At 68.6% G+C, this 21,722-nt stretch carries 17 protein-coding genes; 6 read left to right on the forward strand and 11 right to left on the reverse strand.

What is annotated here, in order from left to right; genetic code table 11:
• Positions 1-164: 164 nt before the first annotated feature.
• From AC50X9_RS18820 to AC50X9_RS18845, 6 genes are all read right to left on the reverse strand, one after another.
• A complete protein-coding gene (locus AC50X9_RS18820) occupies positions 165-1,799 on the reverse strand; it encodes an amino acid permease (protein ID WP_494896095.1) in 1,635 nt (544 codons plus the stop codon).
• A gap of 327 nt (positions 1,800-2,126) precedes the next feature.
• On the reverse strand, positions 2,127-2,534 hold the full coding sequence (locus AC50X9_RS18825) for a DUF779 domain-containing protein (RefSeq protein ID WP_494896097.1): 408 nt from the start codon (positions 2,532-2,534) through the stop codon (positions 2,127-2,129).
• A 33-nt stretch (positions 2,535-2,567) separates the two neighbouring features.
• The gene (gene adhP / locus AC50X9_RS18830; RefSeq protein ID WP_494896160.1) at positions 2,568-3,578 is read right to left on the reverse strand and encodes an alcohol dehydrogenase AdhP; all 1,011 of its coding nucleotides are present in this window, start codon (positions 3,576-3,578) and stop codon (positions 2,568-2,570) included.
• A gap of 229 nt (positions 3,579-3,807) precedes the next feature.
• Complete coding sequence (exaC, locus tag AC50X9_RS18835) at positions 3,808-5,334, reverse strand: acetaldehyde dehydrogenase ExaC (RefSeq protein WP_494896099.1); 1,527 nt, start codon at positions 5,332-5,334, stop codon at positions 3,808-3,810.
• 181 nt (positions 5,335-5,515) lie between these two features.
• Entirely contained in the window at positions 5,516-6,943 is a 1,428-nt protein-coding gene (locus AC50X9_RS18840; protein ID WP_494896101.1) for a GAF domain-containing protein, read from the reverse strand.
• Between the two features lie 515 nt (positions 6,944-7,458).
• Complete coding sequence (locus AC50X9_RS18845) at positions 7,459-8,895, reverse strand: FAD-dependent oxidoreductase (RefSeq protein WP_494896103.1); 1,437 nt, start codon at positions 8,893-8,895, stop codon at positions 7,459-7,461.
• 306 nt (positions 8,896-9,201) lie between these two features.
• On the opposite strand from AC50X9_RS18845, the gene rarD reads away from it, so the two are divergent.
• On the forward strand, positions 9,202-10,233 hold the full coding sequence (gene rarD, locus AC50X9_RS18850) for an EamA family transporter RarD (RefSeq protein ID WP_494896105.1): 1,032 nt from the start codon (positions 9,202-9,204) through the stop codon (positions 10,231-10,233).
• 38 nt (positions 10,234-10,271) lie between these two features.
• On the opposite strand, the gene AC50X9_RS18855 is transcribed toward rarD, so the two are convergent.
• On the reverse strand, positions 10,272-11,144 hold the full coding sequence (locus AC50X9_RS18855; RefSeq protein WP_494896110.1) for a universal stress protein: 873 nt from the start codon (positions 11,142-11,144) through the stop codon (positions 10,272-10,274).
• Between the two features lie 200 nt (positions 11,145-11,344).
• Here AC50X9_RS18855 and AC50X9_RS18860 point away from each other — a divergent pair, with 200 nt between their 5' ends.
• Positions 11,345-12,187, forward strand: a complete 843-nt coding sequence (locus AC50X9_RS18860; protein WP_494896113.1) for an AMIN-like domain-containing (lipo)protein — start codon at positions 11,345-11,347, stop codon at positions 12,185-12,187.
• Positions 12,188-12,291: 104 nt separating this feature from the next.
• Here the strand turns inward: AC50X9_RS18860 and gabT are convergent, their stop codons facing one another.
• Complete coding sequence (gene gabT, locus AC50X9_RS18865; RefSeq protein WP_494896115.1) at positions 12,292-13,647, reverse strand: 4-aminobutyrate--2-oxoglutarate transaminase; 1,356 nt, start codon at positions 13,645-13,647, stop codon at positions 12,292-12,294.
• Positions 13,648-13,754: 107 nt separating this feature from the next.
• The gene (locus tag AC50X9_RS18870) at positions 13,755-15,185 is read right to left on the reverse strand and encodes a gamma-aminobutyraldehyde dehydrogenase (RefSeq protein ID WP_494896117.1); all 1,431 of its coding nucleotides are present in this window, start codon (positions 15,183-15,185) and stop codon (positions 13,755-13,757) included.
• A 143-nt stretch (positions 15,186-15,328) separates the two neighbouring features.
• On the opposite strand from AC50X9_RS18870, the gene AC50X9_RS18875 reads away from it, so the two are divergent.
• From AC50X9_RS18875 to AC50X9_RS18885, 3 genes are all read left to right on the forward strand, one after another.
• Positions 15,329-16,771, forward strand: a complete 1,443-nt coding sequence (locus AC50X9_RS18875) for a PucR family transcriptional regulator (RefSeq protein ID WP_494896119.1) — start codon at positions 15,329-15,331, stop codon at positions 16,769-16,771.
• A 201-nt stretch (positions 16,772-16,972) separates the two neighbouring features.
• Positions 16,973-18,292 carry an MFS transporter gene (locus AC50X9_RS18880; protein WP_494896121.1) on the forward strand — a complete coding sequence of 440 codons (1,320 nt, stop codon included), beginning with the start codon at positions 16,973-16,975 and terminating at the stop codon, positions 18,290-18,292.
• On the forward strand, positions 18,289-18,969 hold the full coding sequence (locus tag AC50X9_RS18885; protein ID WP_494896123.1) for a FadR/GntR family transcriptional regulator: 681 nt from the start codon (positions 18,289-18,291) through the stop codon (positions 18,967-18,969). Before AC50X9_RS18880 ends, AC50X9_RS18885 begins: the two co-directional genes overlap by 4 nt.
• 64 nt (positions 18,970-19,033) lie before the next feature.
• Here the strand turns inward: AC50X9_RS18885 and AC50X9_RS18890 are convergent, their stop codons facing one another.
• On the reverse strand, positions 19,034-19,573 hold the full coding sequence (locus AC50X9_RS18890) for a hypothetical protein (RefSeq protein WP_494896125.1): 540 nt from the start codon (positions 19,571-19,573) through the stop codon (positions 19,034-19,036).
• Positions 19,574-19,708: 135 nt separating this feature from the next.
• On the opposite strand from AC50X9_RS18890, the gene AC50X9_RS18895 reads away from it, so the two are divergent.
• Positions 19,709-20,575, forward strand: coding sequence for a DUF1206 domain-containing protein (locus AC50X9_RS18895; RefSeq protein WP_494896127.1), 867 nt, complete (start codon positions 19,709-19,711; stop codon positions 20,573-20,575).
• 63 nt (positions 20,576-20,638) lie between these two features.
• Here AC50X9_RS18895 and AC50X9_RS18900 read toward each other — a convergent pair whose 3' ends face one another.
• A complete protein-coding gene (locus AC50X9_RS18900) occupies positions 20,639-21,658 on the reverse strand; it encodes a DNA topoisomerase IB (protein ID WP_494896130.1) in 1,020 nt (339 codons plus the stop codon).
• Positions 21,659-21,722 lie beyond the last annotated feature (64 nt).

A 21,722-nucleotide genomic window follows, 5' to 3' on the forward strand; every position in this document is an offset into this window, starting at 1 on the left:
CACGGGAAGGAATAACAAAATCCATCACGGACCTTTCCCCGCCCCGCACGCCAGGCCGCGGGCGACAGCAAACCTGTCACACAAGAGCCTGACACACAGGGAGGTTCCAGCGAATTCGCACGGCTCCGGCGACTTCGATATTCGGGTGCCGGGAACGCCCCCGGTTAGGGGCGGGTGAGGGTGTCGTCCTCGCCCCTGGCGGCTCCGGCGTGGGCGGCTCCGGCTACGGCGGGGGCGGCTCCGGCTACGGCGGGGGCGGCTCCGGCAGCCACGGCTCCGGCGGGAGCAGCCCCGGCGGGGCCGTTGACGGAGGCCCTGGCCTCGGCGAACCGCTCGTTCAGCCGGGAATGGCGCTGGCCGTAGGCGAAGTAGATGACCAGGCCGATCACGAGCCAGATGGCGAAGAAGATCCAGGTCTCCACGGCCAGGTTGGTCATCAGGTACAGGCAAAGGACCGCTGAGACCACCGGGAGCACCTTGCCGAACGGCACCTGGAAGGCGGGCTTCAGGTCCGGGCGCTTCTTGCGCAGCACCAGCACGCCGATGCTCACCGTCACGAACGCGGACAGCGTGCCGATGTTGATCATTTCTTCCAGCAGGTCCACGTTCGTGAGCCCGGCAACCACCGCCACGGCGGCGCCGCAGATGACCTGCAGGCGGACCGGCGTCGCGCGGATGGTGCTGGTCTTGGACAGCGAGCGCGGCAGCAGGCCGTCGCGGCTCATGGCCAGCACCACCCGGGAGAGGCCCATCAGCAGCACCATAATCACGGTGGTCAGGCCCACGAGGGAGCCGAAGGCGATGATCTTGGCGGCGTCGGTGTTGCCCACGGCCTCAAACGCCGTGGTCAGCGTGGGGTTCTCGGCCTTGGCCAGCTCGGTGTAGGACACCATCCCGGTCAGGGCCAGGGACACCAGAATATAGAGCACCGTGACGACGGCGAGGCCGCCGAAGATGCCGCGGGGCAGCGTCTTCTGCGGGTTCTTGACCTCCTCGGCCGAAGTGGCGACGACGTCGAACCCGATGAAGGCGAAGAAGACCAGCGCAGCGCCGGCGAAGATGCCGAGCGTGCCATACTGCGCGGGGGCGGCGCCGGTGAGGAAGCCGAAGAAGGACTGCTTCATCACGTCGGCGGCGCCGGTGCCGCCGGTCGGCTCGGAGGTGGGCACGAACGGGGCGTAGTTCTCGAACTTCACGTAGCTGAAGCCCACCACGATCACAAAGAGCACGACGCCGATCTTGATCAGCGTGAAAACGTTGCCGACGCGGGCGGACAGTTTGGTCCCGAGCACCAGCAGTACGGTGAACACGGCGACGATCAGGAAGGCGCCCCAGTACAGGTCAACAACACCGCCCAGGGAGATCGACGGCGGGATGTCCACGCCCATCAGCGCAAACACCTTGCTGAGGTAGATGCCCCAGTACTTGGCGATCACCGCGCCGGCCGTGAACAGCTCGAGGATCAGGTTCCAGCCGATGATCCAGGCCAGCAGCTCGCCCATGGTGGCGTATGTGAAGACGTAGGCGGAGCCGGCAACGGGGATTGCCGTGGCGAACTCGGCGTAACACATGATCGCCAGCGCACACGTGACTGCGGCAATGGCGAAGGACAGAGTCACCGCAGGGCCGGCAAAGTTTGCCGCAGCCTTGGCGCCAACCGAGAAGATTCCGGCGCCGACGGCAACGGCGACGCCCATGATCATCAGGTCCCAGGAGCTGAGCGAGCGCTTCAGCTGGCGTCCGGGTTCATCGGCGTCCGACATGGACTGCTCGATCGACTTGGTCCGGAAAAGGTTCATAGCAAAGTCCAAAATCTCGGGAGCTTGTTGGAAACAGACCTATTAAGAGTAGTGTCCATCCACTGGACGGCCAGATTAATCCCACATGGTGAGACGCCGCGGCTAAAGCCACAGGTCAGCGCACCGGTCCGGCGCGCCCAGGCGCGGACGGCGGCGGGGCGCGCCGAGGGGCGCGGACCGCGGCACGCCGAAGGGCGCGACCGCGGCGGGGCGCGCCCAGGGTCGGACCGCTGGCGGCACCACAGCTGGCACGCAAAAGCGGGCCGTGCAGGTTTCCCTGTACGGCCCGCCCGGGCACAGCCCCTCCGGTTCAGACCGGACAAGCCATTAGACCGGCCAGTCCATCAGCGTGGACCGGATCAGGAACCGTTTGCCTTCCGGCGCTTCCACCGAGAAGCCGCTCCCCCGGCCCGGGACCACGTCCACGGTCAGGTGGGTGTGGCTCCAGTAGTTGAACTGTTCCTTCGACATCCAGAATCCGATCGGCTGCGGCAGCAGGGCATCAGAAATGTCGAACAGGCCCAGCATCACGTCGGAGTCCCCGGTGATGAACTCCCCGGCGGGATAACACATTGGTGAGGACCCGTCGCAACAGCCGCCGGACTGATGGAACATCAGCGGACCGTGCTGGAGCCACAGCTTGCGCAGCAGTTCCACCGCCTCTGGGGTGAGCGCCACCCGGGAGAAGTCTTCCCCGGGAAGGGTCACGGCGGCGTCGAGCTTTGACTGTGGCATCAGGGTCCTCTACTTCGTCAGTACTTGGATTCGTCAGTACTTGATGACGACGCGGCCGTCGATCTTGGCGTGCTTCATTTCGTCGAGGACGGCATTGACGTCCGAGAGCTCCCGGGTGGAGACGGTGGGGTGGATCTTGCCCTGGGCGTAGAAGTCCAGGGCCTCCTCCAGGTCCTGCCGGGTTCCCACGATAGAGCCGCGGACGGTCAGGCCCTTGAGCACAATCTCGAAGATCGGCGCCGGGAAGTCACCCGGCGGCAGGCCGTTGAACACAATCGTTCCGCCGCGGCGGGCCATCCCGATCGCCTGGCCGAATGCTGACGGGTGCACTGCAGTGACCAGGACTCCATGGCAACCTCCGGTTTCGCGCTGGATGACTTCGACGGGATCTTCGTGCAGGGCGTTGACGGTCAGTTCCGCGCCGTGCTTCTTGGCCAGGGCGAGCTTGTCATCGGCGATGTCCACCGCGGCAACCCGGAGGCCCATGGCCACCGCGTACTGCACGGCGATGTGGCCGAGTCCGCCGATGCCGGAGATCGTGACCCACTGGCCGGGCCGGGCCTCGGTCATCTTGAGGCCCTTGTAGACGGTGACGCCGGCGCAGAGCACCGGGGCCACCTCCACGGGGTCCGAGCCGGCCGGGATCCTGGCGGCGAACCGCGAGTCCACCAGCATGTACTCCCCGAACGAGCCGTCCACGCTGTAGCCGGCGTTCTGCTGCGCTTCACACAGGGTTTCCCACCCGGTGCGGCAGTACTGGCAGTCGCCGCAGGCGGACCAGAGCCAGGCGTTGCCGACGAGGTCGCCGACGGCCAGGTCGGTGACGCCCTCACCGAGGGCAACCACCTCGCCGACGCCTTCGTGGCCGGGGATAAAGGGCGGGCTCGGCTTCACCGGCCAGTCGCCTTCGGCGGCGTGGAGATCGGTGTGGCAGACGCCGGTGGTCAGCACCTTGACCAGCGCCTCGCCCCGGCCGGGCGTTGGCACCGGGAGGGTCTGGATCTGCAGGTCCTTGCCGAATTCGGTTACTACAGCGGCTTGCATTGTCGTCGTCGTCGTTGTCGTCGTCATAGCGAAATCCTTGCGTTGTCGAGCGTGGGTGAGGGGAGGAGGGCGTGGGCAGCGGGCCCGGCGTCGAGCGGGCTCGACGTCGAACGGGCCTGCGTTAACCCGGGTGGGCACACAACCCGGGTGGGTGCACGACCGGTGCGTGCACAGGTGGTGCGGGCGGGGCGGATCCATCGGACACCGCCCCGCCCGGGGTGGCGGGGGCTTAGAAGAAGCCGAGCTTGTTCTCGTTGTAGCTGACCAGGAGGTTCTTGGTCTGCTGGTAGTGGTCCAGCATCATCGAGTGGTTCTCGCGGCCGATGCCGGAGGACTTGTAGCCGCCGAACGCTGCTCCCGCCGGGTAGGCGTGGTAGTTGTTCACCCAGACCCGGCCGGCCTGGATCTCGCGGCCGGCGCGGTAGGCGACGTTGCCGTTGCGGGACCAGACGCCGGCGCCGAGGCCGTAGAGGGTGTCGTTGGCGATGCCCATGGCGTCGTTGTAGTCGCTGAAGCGGGTCACGGACACAACCGGGCCGAAGATTTCCTCCTGGAAGATCCGCATCTTGTTGTGGCCCTCGAAGATGGTCGGCTGGACGTAGTAGCCGCCGGCCAGGTCCCCGGGCAGCTCCGCCCGGGCGCCGCCGGTAAGGATCTTGGCGCCCTCCTGCTTGCCGATGTCGATGTAGGAGAGGATCTTTTCGAGCTGGTCGTTGGAGGCCTGCGCGCCGAGCTGGGTTTCGGTGTCCAGCGGGTTTCCCTGGATGATCTTCTCCACGCGCTTCACGGCGTCGGCCATGAAGGAATCGTAGATGTCCTCCTGGACCAGGGCGCGTGAAGGGCACGTGCACACTTCGCCCTGGTTGAAGGCGAAGAGCGTGAAGCCCTCCTGGGCCTTGTCGTAGAACGCGTCGTCGGTCTTGTCGGCGACGTCGTTGAAGAAGATGTTGGGGCTCTTGCCGCCGAGTTCCAGCGTGACCGGGATCAGGTTCTGGCTGGCGTACTGGCTGATCAGGCGGCCGGTGGAGGTTTCGCCGGTGAAGGCGATCTTGCGGATCCGGGGGCTGGAGGCCAGCGGCTTGCCGGCTTCGACGCCGAAGCCGTTGACCACGTTCAGGACGCCGGCCGGCAGCAGGTCGCCGATCAGTTCCATCAGGACCAGGATCGAGGACGGGGTCTGCTCGGCCGGCTTGAGGACGACGGCGTTGCCGGCGGCGAGTGCCGGGGCGAGCTTCCAGACGGCCATCAGGATCGGGAAGTTCCAGGGGATGATCTGGCCGACGACGCCGAGCGGCTCGTGGTAGTGGTAGGCAGTGGTGTCCTCGTCAAGCTGGGACAGCCGGCCTTCCTGGGCGCGGACGGCGGAGGCGAAGTAGCGGAAGTGGTCGGCGGCGAGCGGGATGTCCGCGTTGAGGGTTTCGCGGATCGGCTTGCCGTTGTCCCACGATTCGGCGACGGCGAGCATCTCGAGGTTCTCGTCGATCCGGTCGGCGATCTTGTTCAGGATGGCGGCGCGCTCCGCGACCGAGGTCTTGCCCCAGGACGGCGCAACCTTGTGCGCGGCGTCCAGCGCCAGCTCAATGTCCTCGGCGGTGCCGCGGGCGACCTCACAGAACGCCTTGCCGGTGACCGGGGTGATGTTCTCGAAGTACTGGCCCTTGACCGGGGCAACCCACTCGCCGCCGATCCAGTTCTCGTAGCGGGCCTTGAAGGTGACCTTCGAGCCCTCGGTACCGGGCTGTGCGTAGACAGTCATTGCAGCTCCTTTGCTGTGCAAGATGGTGGCGGCCGGTAGTCGGCGCCGCCTATGTGTTCAGCCTAGGAGCGGGGAGGTTGCAGTCAGGTTGCAGGGGCGTGACCCGGATCACTTTGGAGCGGGCAGTCGCGGGTCAGGGCGGCGTTGGGAGCAGACGCTCCGGCGGNGGCGTTCCGCCGGGTCAGGCGCTGAGTTCGGTTTCGAGCCGTTCCAGGTCGGCAACGACGGCGGCCCGTTTGGGCGAGCGCGGCGGCAGCAGTTTCAGCGCCACGATCCGGACCTCGACGTCGTCCCTCGCCTCGGGCAGCTCGGCATACCTCAGCAGCGAGTCGGCGCTTCCGTCCGTCAGCACCGCTTCCCGGAGCAGGGAGGAGACCCTGGTCCGCAGCTCGGCGATGCCGGGGGCTTCGGACCGGGGCAGGACGGCGCCGCGGTAGATCTCCAGGGCGATCCGGTGGGCGCCGCGCTGCAGGCAGCTCAGCACCTGGCCGGAGTCCGGCACCAGGTCCAGCGGCAGCCGGTAGGGCCGCGACTCCGGAACGGCGGCCGGGTTGAGCTGCTGCAGGACCTTGCGCAGGCGGACCATCTCGGCCCGCAGGGTCATGGTGGAGGCATCCCCCGGGTAGAGGAGGGAGCACAGTTCCTCAGCGTTGAGCCCTTCGGGATGGGTGCTGAGGATGGCCAGGATTTCGCTGTGCCGGGCGGACAGTGCCACGGTGCGGCCGTCGATGCTGAGCAGCGCCTGGTCCCGGCCGAGCAGCTGGAGGCTGTTGCGGTACAGGCTTCCGGCCGCCGCATCACCGTCCCGGCCCTCGGTGGAGGTGCCACGGCCCGAGGCGGAGGCAGCCGCCCGGCCCGAGGGGGCAGCGCCCCGGCGTCGGGCGGGCGAAGACTGCTGGGCGGCCGCGAGCTGGAGCCGCTCCACGCGCAGGTGCGCCTGGGCGGCGGCGACGGTGGCCTCGACCAGGGACAGGGTGTGCGGGGCGACGGCGGACTCGGTGCCGGTGATGTCCACAACGCCGAGCAGGGCACCGGAATCCGGGTCATGGAAGGGAACGGCCGTGCAGCTCCAGGGGTGGACGGAGCGTTTGTAATGCTCGGCGCCGGAGATCTGGATGCCGCGGCCCAGGGCCAGGGCGGTGCCGGGGGCGCTGGTTCCCACGGTCGCCTCGGACCAGTCGGCCCCGGGAACGAACATCATGCCTTCGGCCCGGCGCCGCATCTCGGCGTCGCCTTCGACCCAGAGCAGTCGGCCCACCTCGTCGCCGACAGCCACGAGCATGCCGCTGTCGTGGCTGGGCAGCACCAGGAGCTTGTGGATGACCGGCATGATGGCGGCCAGGGGGTGCTGCCGCCGGTATTCCTCGAGTTCCTCGCGGTCCATCGCGAGCGGGGCCTCGGGGTTGTCCGGGTTGGCCTGCAGCTGGGCCGAACGCCGCCACGACTCCTGGATCAGGCTGCTGAGGCCGGGCAGCTGCAGGTCGGCCGGGAACACGAGCCGCTTGCTGTCCAGCTGCTCATGGCCGGCGCTGGCGTACTGCTGGCGCAGCTCTGCGGGGACACCGCCGGCTGGCGGGAACAGGGCTGCCGGATGGATCGGATTCCTCATTGAACTCCCACCGGACGGGCACGACGGCGTGCCGGAGGCAGCCATGTCCACCGAGTCTACGGGGCGTTCCGGGCCGCCGCCAGAGCCGGGGCCTGCCGGTTCCCCGACGCGCCATCGGGTTGGCGCTGCGCAATCCTACTCGCGCTGCGCCATCGGGTAGGCGACGCGGCATCGGGTTGGCGACGCGCAATCGGGTTTGCGATGCGACAAAGCGCTCTCGACGCGGGTATCCGGGCGCGCCCGCGTTTTCGCGCGTCATGAGGAAAATTGCGCCGCGCACGTGTATCGGGGCCGTCGAATCGGCGGGTTTCGCGACGCGCAACCTGTCCGGCGACGCGCCAACGCCATCGCGACGCGACAAAACGCTGTCGACGCCGGTATCCGGGCGCGCCAGAGATTTCGCGCGTCATGAGGAGAATTGCGCCGCGTAGGCCGGACGGGTGGCAGTGGCGGGAGGGTTTCACGACGCGGAACCAGTCCGGCGACGCGGGGTCGGCCCCGCTAGAGCCCCGGCGTCAGTCGCGGGAGATCTGCACCATGTCCTCGCGGGGAACCACTTTGACGCGTTCGCGCACGATGCCGTTGGCGTCAGTGGAGGCGGACCACTCGGCACCGAGGGCCAGTTCGCGGGCGTCGAGCTTGTTCCAGCCGTCCCAGGTGGTGTATTCGATCCCGCGCTCCTCGAGAAGGTCGATGATCGCCCGGGGATCCGGGTTCTGTGCCGGCGGGAGGTTCAGCCGGTCCTCGAGCAGGAAGCCGATCGTCTCCAGGGCGTCGCCCTTGGTGTGCCCGATCAGGCCAACGGGACCTCGCTTGATCCAGCCGGTCGCGTAGATGCCCGGCACCGGGTTGCCCTCGGCGTCGAGCACCCGGCCGCCCTCGTTGGGGATGACGCCGCGGCGGGCGTTGTATTCCAGTTCGTCCAGCGGCGAGCCGTGGTAACCGATCGCGCGGTAGACGGCCTGCACCGGGTAGTCGAGGTACTCCCCCGTGCCTTTGACGTTGCCGGTGCCGTCCAGCTGCATGCGCTCGAACTTGATGCCGGTGACCTTCCCGGGGTGGGCGGCGTCGTCGTGGATCTCGACCGGGCTGTGCAGGAAGTGCAGGTGCAGCCGGCGGGAGGACGGCTCCTCGGCCTCGGCGTGTTCCTCGACGAGCCAGTTCGTCAGGGTGTTGACCATGGTGCGGATCTGGTTGTTGCTGCGGATCGCCTCATCCGAGGCCTCATCGAACTCGAAGTCCTCCGGGTACAGCACGATGTCGACGTCGCGGGCGTGCGAGAGCTCGCGCAGTTCCAGTGGCGTGAACTTGACCTGGGCCGGTCCGCGGCGGCCGAACACGTGCACGTCCGTGACCGGGGAATTCTTCAGCGCCCGGTAGACGTTGTCCGGGATTTCGGTAACCAGCAGATCGTCGGCGTGCTTGACCAGCATCCGCGCCACGTCGAGGGCCACGTTGCCGTTGCCGATCACCGCGATCTCCTTGGCCTCCAGCGGCCAGTCGCGCGGAACGTCGGGGTGCCCGTCGTACCAGGAGACGAAGTCAGCGCCGCCGAAAGACCCCTCGAGTTCGACGCCGGGGATGTCCAGGTCCGCGTCCTTGATGGCGCCGGTGGAGAAGATCACGGCGTCGTAGAAGGCGCGGAAGTCGTGCAGGGTCAGGTCGCGGCCGTAGGTGACGTTGCCGAGGAAGCGGATGTCGCCACGGTCCAGGACCTTGTGCAGCGCGTTGACGATCCCCTTGATCCGGGGATGGTCGGGGGCGACGCCGTAGCGGATCAGGCCATATGGTGCCGGGTACGCCTCGAAAAGGTCGATGCTGACCTCGAAGTCGCCGTCCTTGACTTCGTTGGACTTGGTCAGGATGTCCGCGGCGTAGACGCCCGCCGGTCCGGCGCCGACAATCGCAACGCGGAGCGGACGTTTGGACGTGGATTCGGCCGAGTTGGACACCGGGAGCCCTTCTGAGTCTTAGCGACTGCGCCCGTTTATGCAGCGCACAAGGTCCTATTCTAAATGTCCGCAGTAAGGAACAGGCGCGTCAGTGACCGACATCGCGGGGTTCCGTGCCCGGCGGGTGTCGCCTCGCGCGAAATGCGGGAGGCACGGGGCGCCGACGTCGGGGGCCAGCGCCCGGCGCTGCGCGCATCGCGCGCGAAAGCAGAAGAGGCAGGGCCCCGCGCGCTGCGCGCGCGAAAGCAGAAGACGCCGGGCGCATCGGAGCCGAAAGGCAGGAATAGCGGTCCCGGAGGTGGTGTTATGAGTCTTGTGCCTACCCCCGACCAGTCCCCCGCCCCAACCACGCTGAGCACCCCGGGCGCGGCTGCCCCGGGCGGCCCATCGAAGCGCCCACCGGCCGCCCTCAAGGCAGTGGACAAGGACACGACGGCGGGCATCATCTTCGGGATCGGCGCCTACGGCCTGTGGGGGCTGATGCCGCTCTACTTCTTTATGCTGCAACCGGCCGGTGCAGTGGAAATCGTGGCCAACCGAGTGGTCTGGTCCCTGGTGTTCTGCGTCCTGCTGGTCACCATCACCCGCTCCTGGCGGGTCCTCGCAGCCGCCTTCCAGAACCGAACGGTGATCCTCCCGCTGATCATCGCGGCGGTCCTGATCGCGGTGAACTGGCTGACCTATGTGTACGGCGTGACCACCGGGCAGGCCGTGGAAGCCTCGCTCGGCTACTTCATCAACCCGCTCGTCTCGGTCCTTATCGGCGTGGTCGTGCTCAAGGAGAAACTGCGGCCGCTGCAGTGGGCCGCCGTCGGAATCGGCTTCATCGCCGTGGGCGTGCTCACGGTTTCCTATGGAAAACTGCCGTGGATCGCCCTGACCCTGGCAGTGAGCTTCGGCCTCTACGGATTCGTCAAAAAGCGCGTCGGCCCGCGCGCCGATGCGATCACCAGCCTCACCGTCGAGACGATCGTGCTAGCGCCGCTGGCGGCTGCCGCGATGATCATCCTCGCGCTCACCGGGGCCGCGACCCTGACAGCCCACGGCCCCGAGCACTTCTGGCTCCTCGCGGCGTCGGGCATCATCACCGCGGTGCCGTTGCTGTTCTTCGGCGCCTCCGCCCGCCGGCTGCCAATGACCACCATCGGCCTGCTGCAGTACGTCGCACCGGTGCTGCAGTTCATCGTGGCGCTGGCCGTGTTCCACGAGCCCATGACGACTGACCGCTGGATCGGCTTCGGCGTCGTCTGGCTGGCGCTGCTGGTGCTCACGGTGGACATGCTGCTGTCCGCGCGGAAGAACTCCGCGAACCGGAAACGGGCCCGCGCGGCCGCCTGAGATACTGGCCCAGGCGGCGCGCGCCGACGCGGTTCCGGTCAGACTGCCGGGCTGGTCTGGATCCGTGAGTAGTCGCGCGGCACGACCACCATCGGTACCGGCAGGGCCAGCAGCACCTTGTGGGCTGTGCTCCCGATGAAGAGCTTGTTCTTCTCCGCCAGGCGGGACGAACCGACGATCAGAATCTCGCCCTCGTCCCAGTCGATGTCGTCGATCGCTTCCTCAATCGTGCGCCCGTGGGCAACCTCGACGCTGACGTCGTGCCCGGCCGGAAGCCGGTGGGCGGCCGCCGTGAGGACGGTGTTGGCGTGGATGTGCGCCGCGTTGATGTTCTCGCCGCTGTCGCCTTCGGCGTCGAGTTCCACGAGGGAGACCAGCCGCAGCGGGACCCCGCGGCGTTCCGCGGCGGTAATCGCGACGTCGATCGCCGCCTCCGCGCCGGGGCGCTGGCCGACCGCGAGGGTCAGCCGGGTGATCGGCTCGGTGCGCCGGTACCCCCGCGGGGCCAGCGCCACCGCCACGGGCGAGGCGTGGAGCAGGGCGTTGGCCGCGCTGCCGATGGTGTACCGCTTGAACAACCCGGCACTGGCGGCACCGACGACGATCAGGCCGGCCTCGTAGTCCAGGGCTGCATCGATGAGGCCCGCGGCGTGTGAGTCGGCGTGGCGGACATGGAACTTGGCCTCGACGTCCTTGGGGATCAGCGACAGGCCCTCGCGTTCCGCGGTGATCATTTGCTGCTCCGCGGCGCTGACACCGCTTCCCTCAGGATGCAGTGCGACATAGGGGGTCCGGCGGTCCACGACGTAGACGAGGTCCAGGTGGGCACCCTGGGCGCGGGCCAGGGCGGAGGCCAGGGCAACGGCGTCGGCGCCGCGGTCGCTGGGGGTGTAGCCAACTACGTATCGCATCTATGAACCCCTTATGGGTCTGTGGCAGAAGCCAGCTTTGCTCCGGGGGTTCCGGGCGACGTCGGCCGGTCTGCGTCCTGCAGTGGTAGGAACGACTCTAGCCCAGCGGGGCCCTGAAATGGCCGTGCCGGACCGTGACTTTCGGCCCTGAGCAGGGCAATCATCCGTTCCTAGGCTTGGAGGGTCGAGGGGAGCTCATCATGGGTGCAATTGACAGCGGGAAAATCCACGTCGCCGCACGGAACACCGGGCTGGGGATGCTGGCCGTGCTGCTGGCCCTCACGGCCTGCACGCCATCCCCACCGCAATCCGGCGGAACCAGCCCGCCCGCCGCCACGTCCACCGCCTCCTCGTCCGCCCCTGCGACGTCCACGTCCACCGCTTCCTCGTCCGCCCCTGCGACGTCGACGACGGCGGCTCCTTCCGCGTCCGCCACCGTTCCGGCCGACACTGACGAAACGGCTCCGCCGCACGCGGGCGTCAAGGTGATCTCCTCGAGGATCACCCTCGACTGGACCTGGCCCGGCCCCGGCCGCCCGTTCAAGGCCACGCATGAGAACCCGGTGCCGGTCGCTCCGCCGCCGGCCGCTCCCCTGCCCGCGCTGTACGCCATCGGAGCCGGGTCGCATCCCGCGGAGACTCCGCCCTTTGACCAGATGAGCTTCCGGTTCCTGGGCGGGTTCCCGGGCTATGACATCGAGTTTGTGCCCGAATTGATCGCCGACGGCAGCGGCCTGCCGGTTCCCATGCCCGGCACCGGCGCCATCCTCAAGGTGGTCTTCCGCGGCGCCCAGGCGCACACGGCGGACGGCACGGCCAGCACCATTACACGCGCCCCCGCGTCGACGCTCGGCTACCCGGCGCTCACCAGCTACGCCCCGGCCGGGGACTTCGAGGGCGTCCTCAGCTACGGGATCGGCGTCGGCCGGCCGGCCAGTCCCGTGCCGGAGACGAAGGTGCGGGTCTGGGAGGTCGAGAAGATCGAGCGCGGCCAGCCCGTCTACGTCGTTGTGGTCCAGCTCGACGCCAGTTCCTGGAAATAGCGCGGGTTAACGCGGCAGAGCCGCGGACGGCCGTCCGCGGCTCTGCCGCGTGGTGCTTGGGATGTGGCAGGGTTACCGGCTGGCCGGCTGTCTGGCCGGGTTTGTCAGGCGTTCGCCTTGACGGCAGCGGCCAGGACCTGGAGTCCGTCCAGCAGCAGCTCGTCGCTGATGACCAGCGGCGGCAGCAGCCGGATGACGTTGCCGTAGGTGCCGCAGGTGAGGATGATGACACCCTCCTTGAGGCAGGCGGCGGCGACGGCCTTGGTCAGCTCCGGGTTCGGTTCCTTCGAGCCGGCCTGGACCAGTTCGATCGCCAGCATCGCGCCGCGGCCGCGGACATCGCCGATCACCGGCTGCTCAGCCGCGAGTTCGCGCAGCTTGCCGAGGGCGATCTCCTCGATGTGTTTGGCCCTGGCATTGAGGCCGTACTGCTCCATCGAGCCAATGGACGCCAGCGCCGCGGCGCACGCCACCGGGTTGCCGCCGTAGGTGCCGCCGAGGCCGCCCGGGTGGACGGCGTCGAGCAGCTCGGCCCGGCCGGTGATGGCGGAGAGCGGCATTCCGCCGGCGATGCCCTTGGCCATGGTGATGATGTCCGGGATGACACCCTCGTGGTTCACGGCGAACCATTCGCCGGTGCGGCAGAAGCCGGACTGCACCTCGTCGGCGATGAAGACGATGCCCTTGTCCTTGGCCCAGGCCGCCAGCGCTGGCAGGAAGCCCGCGGCCGGGACGATGAAGCCGCCCTCGCCCTGGATCGGTTCGATGATGATCGCGGCCACCTGCTCGCCGCCGATCTGCTTCTCGATCATGGTGATGGCGCGCTTGGCGGCCTCGGCACCGGTGATGGCCGGGTTTTCCTCGCGGTAGGGGTAGCTCATCGGCATGCGGTAGACCTCGGGCGCGAAGGGGCCGAAGTTGGTCTTGTACGGCATGGCCTTGGCGGTCAGCGCCATGGTCAGGTTGGTGCGGCCGTGGTAGGCGTGGTCGAAGGCGACAACGGCGTCGCGGCCGGTGGCCAGGCGGGCCACCTTGACGGCGTTTTCGACGGCCTCGGCGCCGGAGTTGAACAGCACAGTGCGCTTCTCGTGGTCACCGGGCGTGAGCCGGTTCAGCTGCTCGGCGACGGCGACATAGCCTTCGTAGGGCGTGATCATGAAGCAGGTGTGGGTGAAGTGCTCCACGGCTTCCTTGACCGCGCCGACGACGGCCGGGTCGGAGGCCCCGACGCTGGTCACGGCAATGCCGGAGCCGAGGTCGATGAAGGAGTTGCCGTCGACGTCGTGGATGATGCCGCCGTCGGCGTCGGAGACAAACACGGGGACGCTGGAGGCGACGCCGGCGGCGACGACGGCCTTGCGGCGCGCGGTCAGCGCAAGGGATTTCGGGCCCGGGAAGTCGGCCTGGACGCGGCGTTTCTGCTCGAGGCGGTAGGTGATGTCAGAGGCGGTGGCGGTCATGGGGAAACCTTTCTGGCGTGCTGGTTCTGCGGCGGGGCTGGGCGACGGGGCTGGGCGACGGCGGTGCAGTCGCGGTGCGGTGGAGGGCGACGGCGGAATGCGGCGGGCTAGGCGTCCAGCGCACTCATCACGTGCTTGATCCGGGTGTAGTCCTCGACGCCGTACATCGAGAGGTCCTTGCCGTAGCCGGACTGCTTGAAGCCGCCGTGCGGCATTTCGGCGGTGAGCAGGATGTGGGTGTTGATCCAGACGGCGCCGAAGTCCAGGTCGCGGCTCAGGCGCATTGCCGTGCCGTGGTCGGACGTCCAGACGCTGGACGCGAGGGCGTAGTCGACGTCGTTCGCCAGTTCCACTGCCTCTTCCTCGGAGCTGAACTTCTGCACCGTGATGACCGGGCCGAAAGTTTCCTTCTGCACGATGTCGTCGCTCTGCTTGGCACCGGTGACGATGGTGGGCTCGAAGAAGTAGCCCTTCTCGCCGGCCTGGTGGCCGCCGGTCTCGACCCGGCAGTTTTCCGGGAGGGACTCCACCAGGGACTTGACCGTGTTGAAGTGGTTGATGTTGTTCAGCGGGCCGAAGTAGTTGTCCTCGTCGTTCTGCGATCCGGTGCGCAGGGTCTTTGTGTGTTCCACGAGGGCCGCGACGAGATCGTCGTAGGCGGAGTCCTGGACCAGCACCCGGGCGATCGCGGTGCAGTCCTGGCCGGCGTTGAAGAAGGCGAACTCGGCGATGGCCGCGGCGCTCTTCTTGATGTCGGCGTCGGCAAAAACGACCGCGGGGGCCTTGCCGCCGAGCTCCAGGTGGGCGCGCTTGAGGCCCTTCGCGGCACCGGAGGCGACGGCGATGCCGGCCCGGACGGAACCGGTGATCGAGACGAGGCCGGGGACCTTGTGCTCGACCATCAGGGCGCCGGTCTCGCCGGTGCCGAGCACGACATTGAGCACGCCGGCGGGGAAGATCTCGCCGGCGAGGCGGGCCAGGACGAGGGTGGATTCCGGGGTGGTGTCCGAGGGTTTGAGCACCACGGTGTTGCCCGCGGCGAGGGCGGGTCCGATCTTCCAGATGGCCATCAGGAACGGGTAGTTCCAGGGCGCGACCTGCGCGACGACGCCGATCGGCTCGCGCCGGACGAAGGAAGTGTGGCCCTCGAAGTATTCCCCGGCGGACTTGCCCTCCATGATGCGGGCGGCGCCGGCGAAGAAGCGCAGCTGGTCGGCGCCGGCGGCAACTTCCTCCGAGGCGATCAGGGAACGGACCTGGCCGGTGTTGCGGTGCTGGGCTTCGACGAGTTCGTCGCTGTTCGCCTCGACGGCGTCGGCGAGCTTGAGCAGCATGAGCTGGCGCTGCCCCGGCGTCGTGCGCTTCCAGGTCTTGAAGGCGTCCTTCGCTGCGGTCATGGCGGCGTCGACGTCGGCCGCGACCGAGACCGGCGACTTCGCCACGACTTCGCCGTTGGTGGGATTGACGATGGTCAGCATCCCGGTGCCGGCGGGAGTGACAAACTCGCCGTTGATGAAGTTCTGCAAGGTTTGAACCACGGTGTGCAACCTCTTTCGCGCTGAAAGGACCCAATGAGACTGCTCCGAGCCTATGCCAGCCGGCACCCCGGGGGAATAGCCACCTGCACACCGTTCCCGGGAGTATTTAGTGCGCTTGACCAGCCCACGGCTATCCTGAATCCATGGCCATATCCCTTGCCGCCCTGCTGGCGGTGCCGTCGCTCAAACTGGCCAAGGCCGGGCTCGCCGAAACGACCTGGCACCAGGACATTGTCTGGGTGGCCGTCACCGAGCAGGAGGACCCGCAGCGGTTTCTCAACGGCGGCGAACTGATCCTCACCACCGGCATGCGGCTCAGGAGCGCGCCAGAACAGCGCCGCTTCGTCCGCCAGGTCCAGCGCGCCGGGGCGGTGGGCATTGGGTTCGGCATCGGCCTGACGCACGACGCCGTGCCGCCGGCCCTGATCGCCGAGGCCAACCGCTGGGGGCTGCCGGTGGTCGAGGTGCCGTACGGGACCCCGTTCATCGCGATCGGCAAGCTGGTCGCCGACGCCCAGGCCGCGGACCACGTCAGCAAGCTGGAGCGGCTCATTGCCGGGCACCAGATCCTGGCGCGGGCCCTGCTCACCGGCGGCGGCCTGGCCGAACTCCTGAAACACCTCGGTTCCATGCTGCGGACCGACATCGTGCTGACCCAGTTCACCGCGCAGCTCTACAACAGCGCCCCCGGAAGCCCCGCACCCACCGCCGTGGGCTGGGCGTCCTTCCCGATCCCCACCGGCCGGCGCGACGCATGCACGCTCTGGATCAGGCAGCCCTTCGAGGACTCGGGCATCGTGGGCTACGCCCAGAACCTGATCAGCGTCGAGCTCAACAACATGGTCAAGCAGCGCCAGTCCCAGCGCGCCCTGGCCGGGCAGGTCCTGGAGGACGTGATCCACGGGACCCTGGAGCCAAGCGAAGCCACCCGCCGGCTTGCCGGGATCGGCGTCAACAGCACCCGCCGGAACGTGGTCCTGCTGGCCGAATCCGCAGCGCACGTCAAGCAGCTCGGGACCTCCTCGCTGCCGCAGCAGCTGGAGAAGGCGGTGAGCGCCGTCGTCGGCAAGGATCTGGTGGCGGTGGTGCCCGACGACGGCAGCGGCGCCAGTGCGCTGGCCCGGAGCCTCAGCGACCACCTGGCCGAGGCGGGGATCCACGCCACCATCGGGATCGGCGGGGCGTACACCAAGCCGAACGGGCTGCGCTGGAGCTACTTCGAGGCCCGTGATGCGGCCAGCCACGGGCTGCCGGTAAACGAACCGGAGCGGCTGAGCCTGACCTCCCTGCTGCTGGCCAGCGAGGATGTGCCGCTGGCGGACATGGCGAACGAGTCGCTGAATCCGCTCCGGACCTTCGACGCCGCCCACGGCGCCGAGCTGATGGCCACGCTGGAGAGTTACCTGAACAACAACGGCTCGGTGGCCGCCGTCGCCGAGGCGCTCACGCTGCACCGGAACACGGTCCGCTACCGGCTCGCCCAGATCACCGAACTCACCGGCTACGACCCGGCCCAGACCTCGGACCGGGTCCAGCTCTGGCTCGCCCTCGCCGTCCAGCGGCTCACCGCCCGCCAGCCCCGCTGACCCCCGCGAGCCGCGCTTGACCCCCGCCAAGAAGCAGCGCCCCACAAGAGCAACGCGGGGTCAGATACGGCCCATCCCAGGCCCCAACATGGGCGCGATGTGACCCCGCGTTGCTTTGGTGGGGTGGGGCGGGGAGGTCATCTGCGGAGATATTCACCACTAAATCCTTGCCCTCAAACGTCAAACGTCTAACCTTTAGGGATGGCCAGTAGCACTGCGGCGTCCGCCGTTCCCCAGACAGCACCCACCGCCGTCGTGCGCACACCGCGCGGCGTGATCATCGCCGGTGTGGTCGCGATCGTCCTGATCGGGCTCAATCTGCGCGCCGGCATCACCGGGGCCGCCGCGCTCCTGCACGACCTGCAGGAAGTCCTGGGCTACGGGCCGCTGATCGCCGCCCTCATTCCCTCGATCCCCACGCTGTGCTTTGCCGTAGCCGGCGCCGCGACGTCCTGGCTGACCCGGCATCTGGGGCTTGAGAAGGCCATCCTGTTCTCCCTGGTGCTGCTCGCCGCCGGGCTGCTGGTCCGCGGGATCCCGTCCACCGGCATGCTGATGCTGGGCACCGTCGTCGGGATGTCCGGACTGGCGATCTGCAACGTGGCGATGCCGTCCTTCATCCGGGTGCATTTCGCGGACCGGACCTCGCTGATGACGGCGCTGTATACGGTCACCATGACAACAGGCGCCACCGTCGTCGCCGTACTGATCGTCCCCGTGGCGCAGCAGCTCGGCTCGCCCTCCGCCGGGGTCGGCGCGATCGGTTTCCTGGCGCTGGTCGCCTGCCTCGGGTTCCTGCCGATCGCACTGCACGCCCACCGCAACGCACCCGCCGGCAAAGCAGGCCGGGTCTCCCCCTGGCCGCTGCTGCGGACCCGCAACGGGATCCTGATTACGCTCGGTTTCACAGTCCAAGCCCTGCTGGCCTACGCCGTGCTCAGCTGGTTCCCCTACATGCTGATCACACTGGGCGTCTCGGCCTCCGAGAGCGGGCTAATGTTCGGCCTGATGCAACTCGTCTCGGTCCCGGCCGGCATGGTGCTGGTCGCGATCGGCTCCCGCCCCCGGATGCTGCGCACCGCCTTTTACCTGGCCACGCTCACGATGGCCGCGGGTGTCCTGGCCATGCTGGTACTGCCGGTCGCCTGGGCTGCGCTGACCGCGGTGCTGCTCGGTTTCGGGCTCGGCATCTTCCCGCTCGTGATGGTCATGATCAGCCGCAGCGGCCGCAGCACCGCCGAAACCACCGCCCTCTCCACGGTCGCGCAGTCCGCCGGCTACCTGCTGGCGACGCTCGGCCCGTTCGGCATGGGTCTGCTGCACAGCGCCACCAAGTCCTGGACGCTGCCGCTGGTCCTGCTGCTCACCGTCGCGCTGGGCCAGATCGTCGTCGGGCATCTGCTGACGGCCCGGCCGAAGGTTCCGCCCCGCCCCGAGTCCCGGCCGGCGGAACCCCGGCCGGCGGGCCCGCCGACCGCTGCGGGCCCGGCGGACATGTCCTCCGGAAAGGCGCAGTCATGACCCTCACGACGTCGCACCGGCCGCCGCTGGTGGAGGAGATCACCGCCAAGCTGCGCGAGCTGATCCATTCGGGCGAGTGGCCGCTGCAGCAGCGGATCCCGGCCGAACCTGAACTGATGGCCGTCCTCGGCGTCTCGCGGGGCACACTGCGCGAGGCGGTCAAGGCCCTGGCCCACAGCGGCATGCTGGAAGTCCGGCGCGGGGACGGCACCTATGTCCGCGCCACCAGCGAGATTTCCGGCGCCGCCCAGCGGATGTACCGGGACCACTCGCAGGTCCACATCCTGGAGGTCCGGGTCGGGCTGGACACCCAGGCCGCCCGGCTCGCCGCCCGCCACGCCACCGCCGACGACGTCGAAGCGATGCGCGCGCTGTTGGAGGCCCGGCGTGTGGCCTGGCAGGGCGAGGACTACGCCGGCTGGGCCCGGTCGGACTGGGATTTCCATGTCCTCGTGGCGCAGGCGTCCGGAAATCCGCTGCTGCACGAGCTGTACGTGAGCTTCGGCGTCGTATTCCACGCCGACCTGCTCCGGCAGCAGGCCCGCGGCGGCTTCAACGGCCTCCCGTACGAAGGCCACGGCGAACTCGTCGACGCCATCGCCGCGCATAACGAAACGGCCGCCGTCGACAGCGTGCACCGGAACCTGAACTCCTGCGCGGAGTGGCTCCAGCAGTAGGGCTGTGCCACAACACGCAAAGGCCCCCGCGCCGGAAGCTCCTTCCGGCGCGGGGGCCCTTTTGCTACTGGCGGGCGAGGCCCGCGAAGACGTTCTTCGGACGCTGCATTTCGCCGTGCTTCGCGCCGAGGACGATCACCGCGCCGGCAAAGACGGGGATGGCCCACTGCAGGACCTTGAGCTGCTGCTGTGCGGAGCGGAGTTCCTCGGATGCGCCCGGCTTGGGCTCGGTGGCCCCGGCAGCACCCTCGCTGGCGAGCTTGTCCACCTTGGCGCCCTGGAGTCCGGCGTACAGGCTCACCGCGGCACCCGCCAGGGTGACGATGGACTTGTAGACGCTGAGGCGGGCGACGCCGTCCTGCTTGGCCATCCGGCCTTTGTTTTCCCACATGATCGCGAGCCCGGAAAGCAGGTGCGCGCCGAAGGCCGCCGTCTGGAACGGGGCCCACTTCATCCAGCCCAGGCTCGAGAGCCGGGTCCGTTCGGCCGGGTCCTTGGCTTCCGCCGTCGCGCCGTTCAGCCCGATGGCCCCCATCAGCGAACCGCCAAACCAGGCGCCGGCCGTCAGGTCGTGGATGGATCGGGCAACAAGATTTCCTGCCATGGTGAGCTTCCTATCGTCGGTGTTCGAATCCGGAACGGCCGCCACCCCCGATGGGGTGCGGCTCAAGCTATACTAAGCACACTTATGAAAAACGTGAAAGTTCCGGAGGCGTCTCTCCTGAGTAGACTCGGCGGCATGGAATCATCGGGGGCCGAGGACCGGTCGTCGGGGGCGGGGGAAACCCTCGGCGAGGCGGCGGGCGACGCAGCCGACGCGGCGGAGGCGGCGTCGAACAGCGCGACGCTCGACGTCGTCGCCCGGTCCGGCTTTGCCGTGATGGCGCTGCTGCACATCGTGATCGGCGCGATTGCGCTGGCCCTGGCTTTCGGCGCGCCCGGCCAGGCCGAGCCCACCGGTGCGATTGAACAACTCGCGGCCAACCCGTGGGGCCCGGCGGTGATGTGGGCCGGATTCATCGCGTGCGCCGGGCTGTCCCTGTGGCAGCTGAGCGAGGCCACCCTGCGGGCCAGGCACCTGCCGCGCCGGCAACGGCTCGGCAAACTCGTGTCCTCAGGCTTCCTCGCCATCGCGTACGGCAGCGTGGGGCTGAGCTTCGCCGGATTTGCCCTCGGCAACCGGGGCGATTCCGGGGATTCGACGAGGGACTTCAGCACGGCCCTGGTCCGCAGCCCGTTCGGAGTGCCGGCGCTGATCGGCCTGGGCCTGACGATCATCGGGATCGGCGTGTACTTCATCGTCAAGGGCGTGGGGAAGAAGTTCAAGGAGGAGCTGCGCCATTTCGAGGGATCGCGGCGGGGCCGGCTGATCAGCGGGCTGGGCGTCACCGGCCACATCGCGAAGGGTGTGGCGCTGGTCCTGACCGGGCTGCTGTTTGTCATCGCGGCGGCCACCAACGATCCCGGCTCGTCCACCGGGCTGGACGGCAGCCTCAAGGCCCTGCAGGACCATCCCTTCGGACCGGTTCTGCTCGCCGCGATCGGTGCCGGCTTCATCGCCTACGGGGCGTTTGCGCTGGTCCGGGCTCGCTTCGGCCGGATGTAGGTTTCCGGCGCAGATCACCTCGCCGCTCCCGCCGGGCCCCGCCGCCCGAATGGCTGCGCGGAGCTACCCGGCGGCCTCGCGCTCCGCCGCGGCCTTGGGCAGCGGGACCACGTCCCCTTCGCGGTACAACAGGGCACGGACCTCGGATTCGGCCGAGTCCAGCCGCTTCGGCTCGATCGTCTCGCCCGCGGCGAAGTGGTCCAGCAGCCGGGGATCAACATAGCTTTTCCGCGCGATCGACGGCGTGTTGCCCAGCACGTCCGACGCGTCCACCATGGCGCGGCTGACCGCGCGTTTGCGGGCGGAAACCTTCGACTGCGGCCCGCTTCGCGCCAGGCTCACGGCTGCCGCACACGTTCCGCGCAGGGTGCGGAAGTCCTTGGCGGTGAAGTCCTGGCCGGTGCGCTCCTTGACGTACTGGTTGATGTCCGCGCTGGTTACCGGGTGCCAGCGCCGGCCTTCCTTGTAGGCCAGCAGGCGGGCGTTGCCGCCGCGGCGCTTGAGCTGGCGTACGACGGCGGCGAGGTCGGCGTCGTCGATCCGTGATTCCCAGGTTTTGCCGCTCTTGGCCGGGAAACTGAGCCAGAGCTCGTCCTTGCGGACCGCCACGTGGGCGCAGAGCAGGGTGGCGAGGCCGTGGCTGCCGTTCTCGTTCGTGTAGCGCTCGGAGCCGACCCGCAGCGAGCCGCTGTCGAGCATCCGGAAGGCGGCGGCCAGCACGCGCTCCCGGGTGAGGCCCTCGGAGCGCAGGTCCATGGTGACGCGCCGGCGCGCGGCAGGCAGGGTTTCCGCGAGCTGGAGCGAGCGGTCAAACTTGAGCCGGTCCTTCCGCTCGCGCCAGCTCGGGTGGTAGATGTACTGGCGCCGGCCGACGGCGTCGACGCCGGTGGCCTGGATGTGCCCGTTGTCGTAGGGCGCGATCCAGACGTCCGTCCATGCCGGCGGGATGCCGATGTTTTCGAGCCGCTCGCGCACCGGCCCGGGCGGCAGGGTGGAGCCGTCCAGGTCCTTGTAGCTGAAGCCGGTCCCGGCCGCGACCCGGCGGTAACCGCGGCCCGAGGCATTACTGCGACGGAGCCTCACCGGCGGGTCCCTGGCGTCTGCTGCGCATCCATGAAGGTAAGCCTACTGACTACAGCCCCGTTTT

It is taken from the genome of Pseudarthrobacter sp. HLT1-3, from assembly GCF_059383535.1.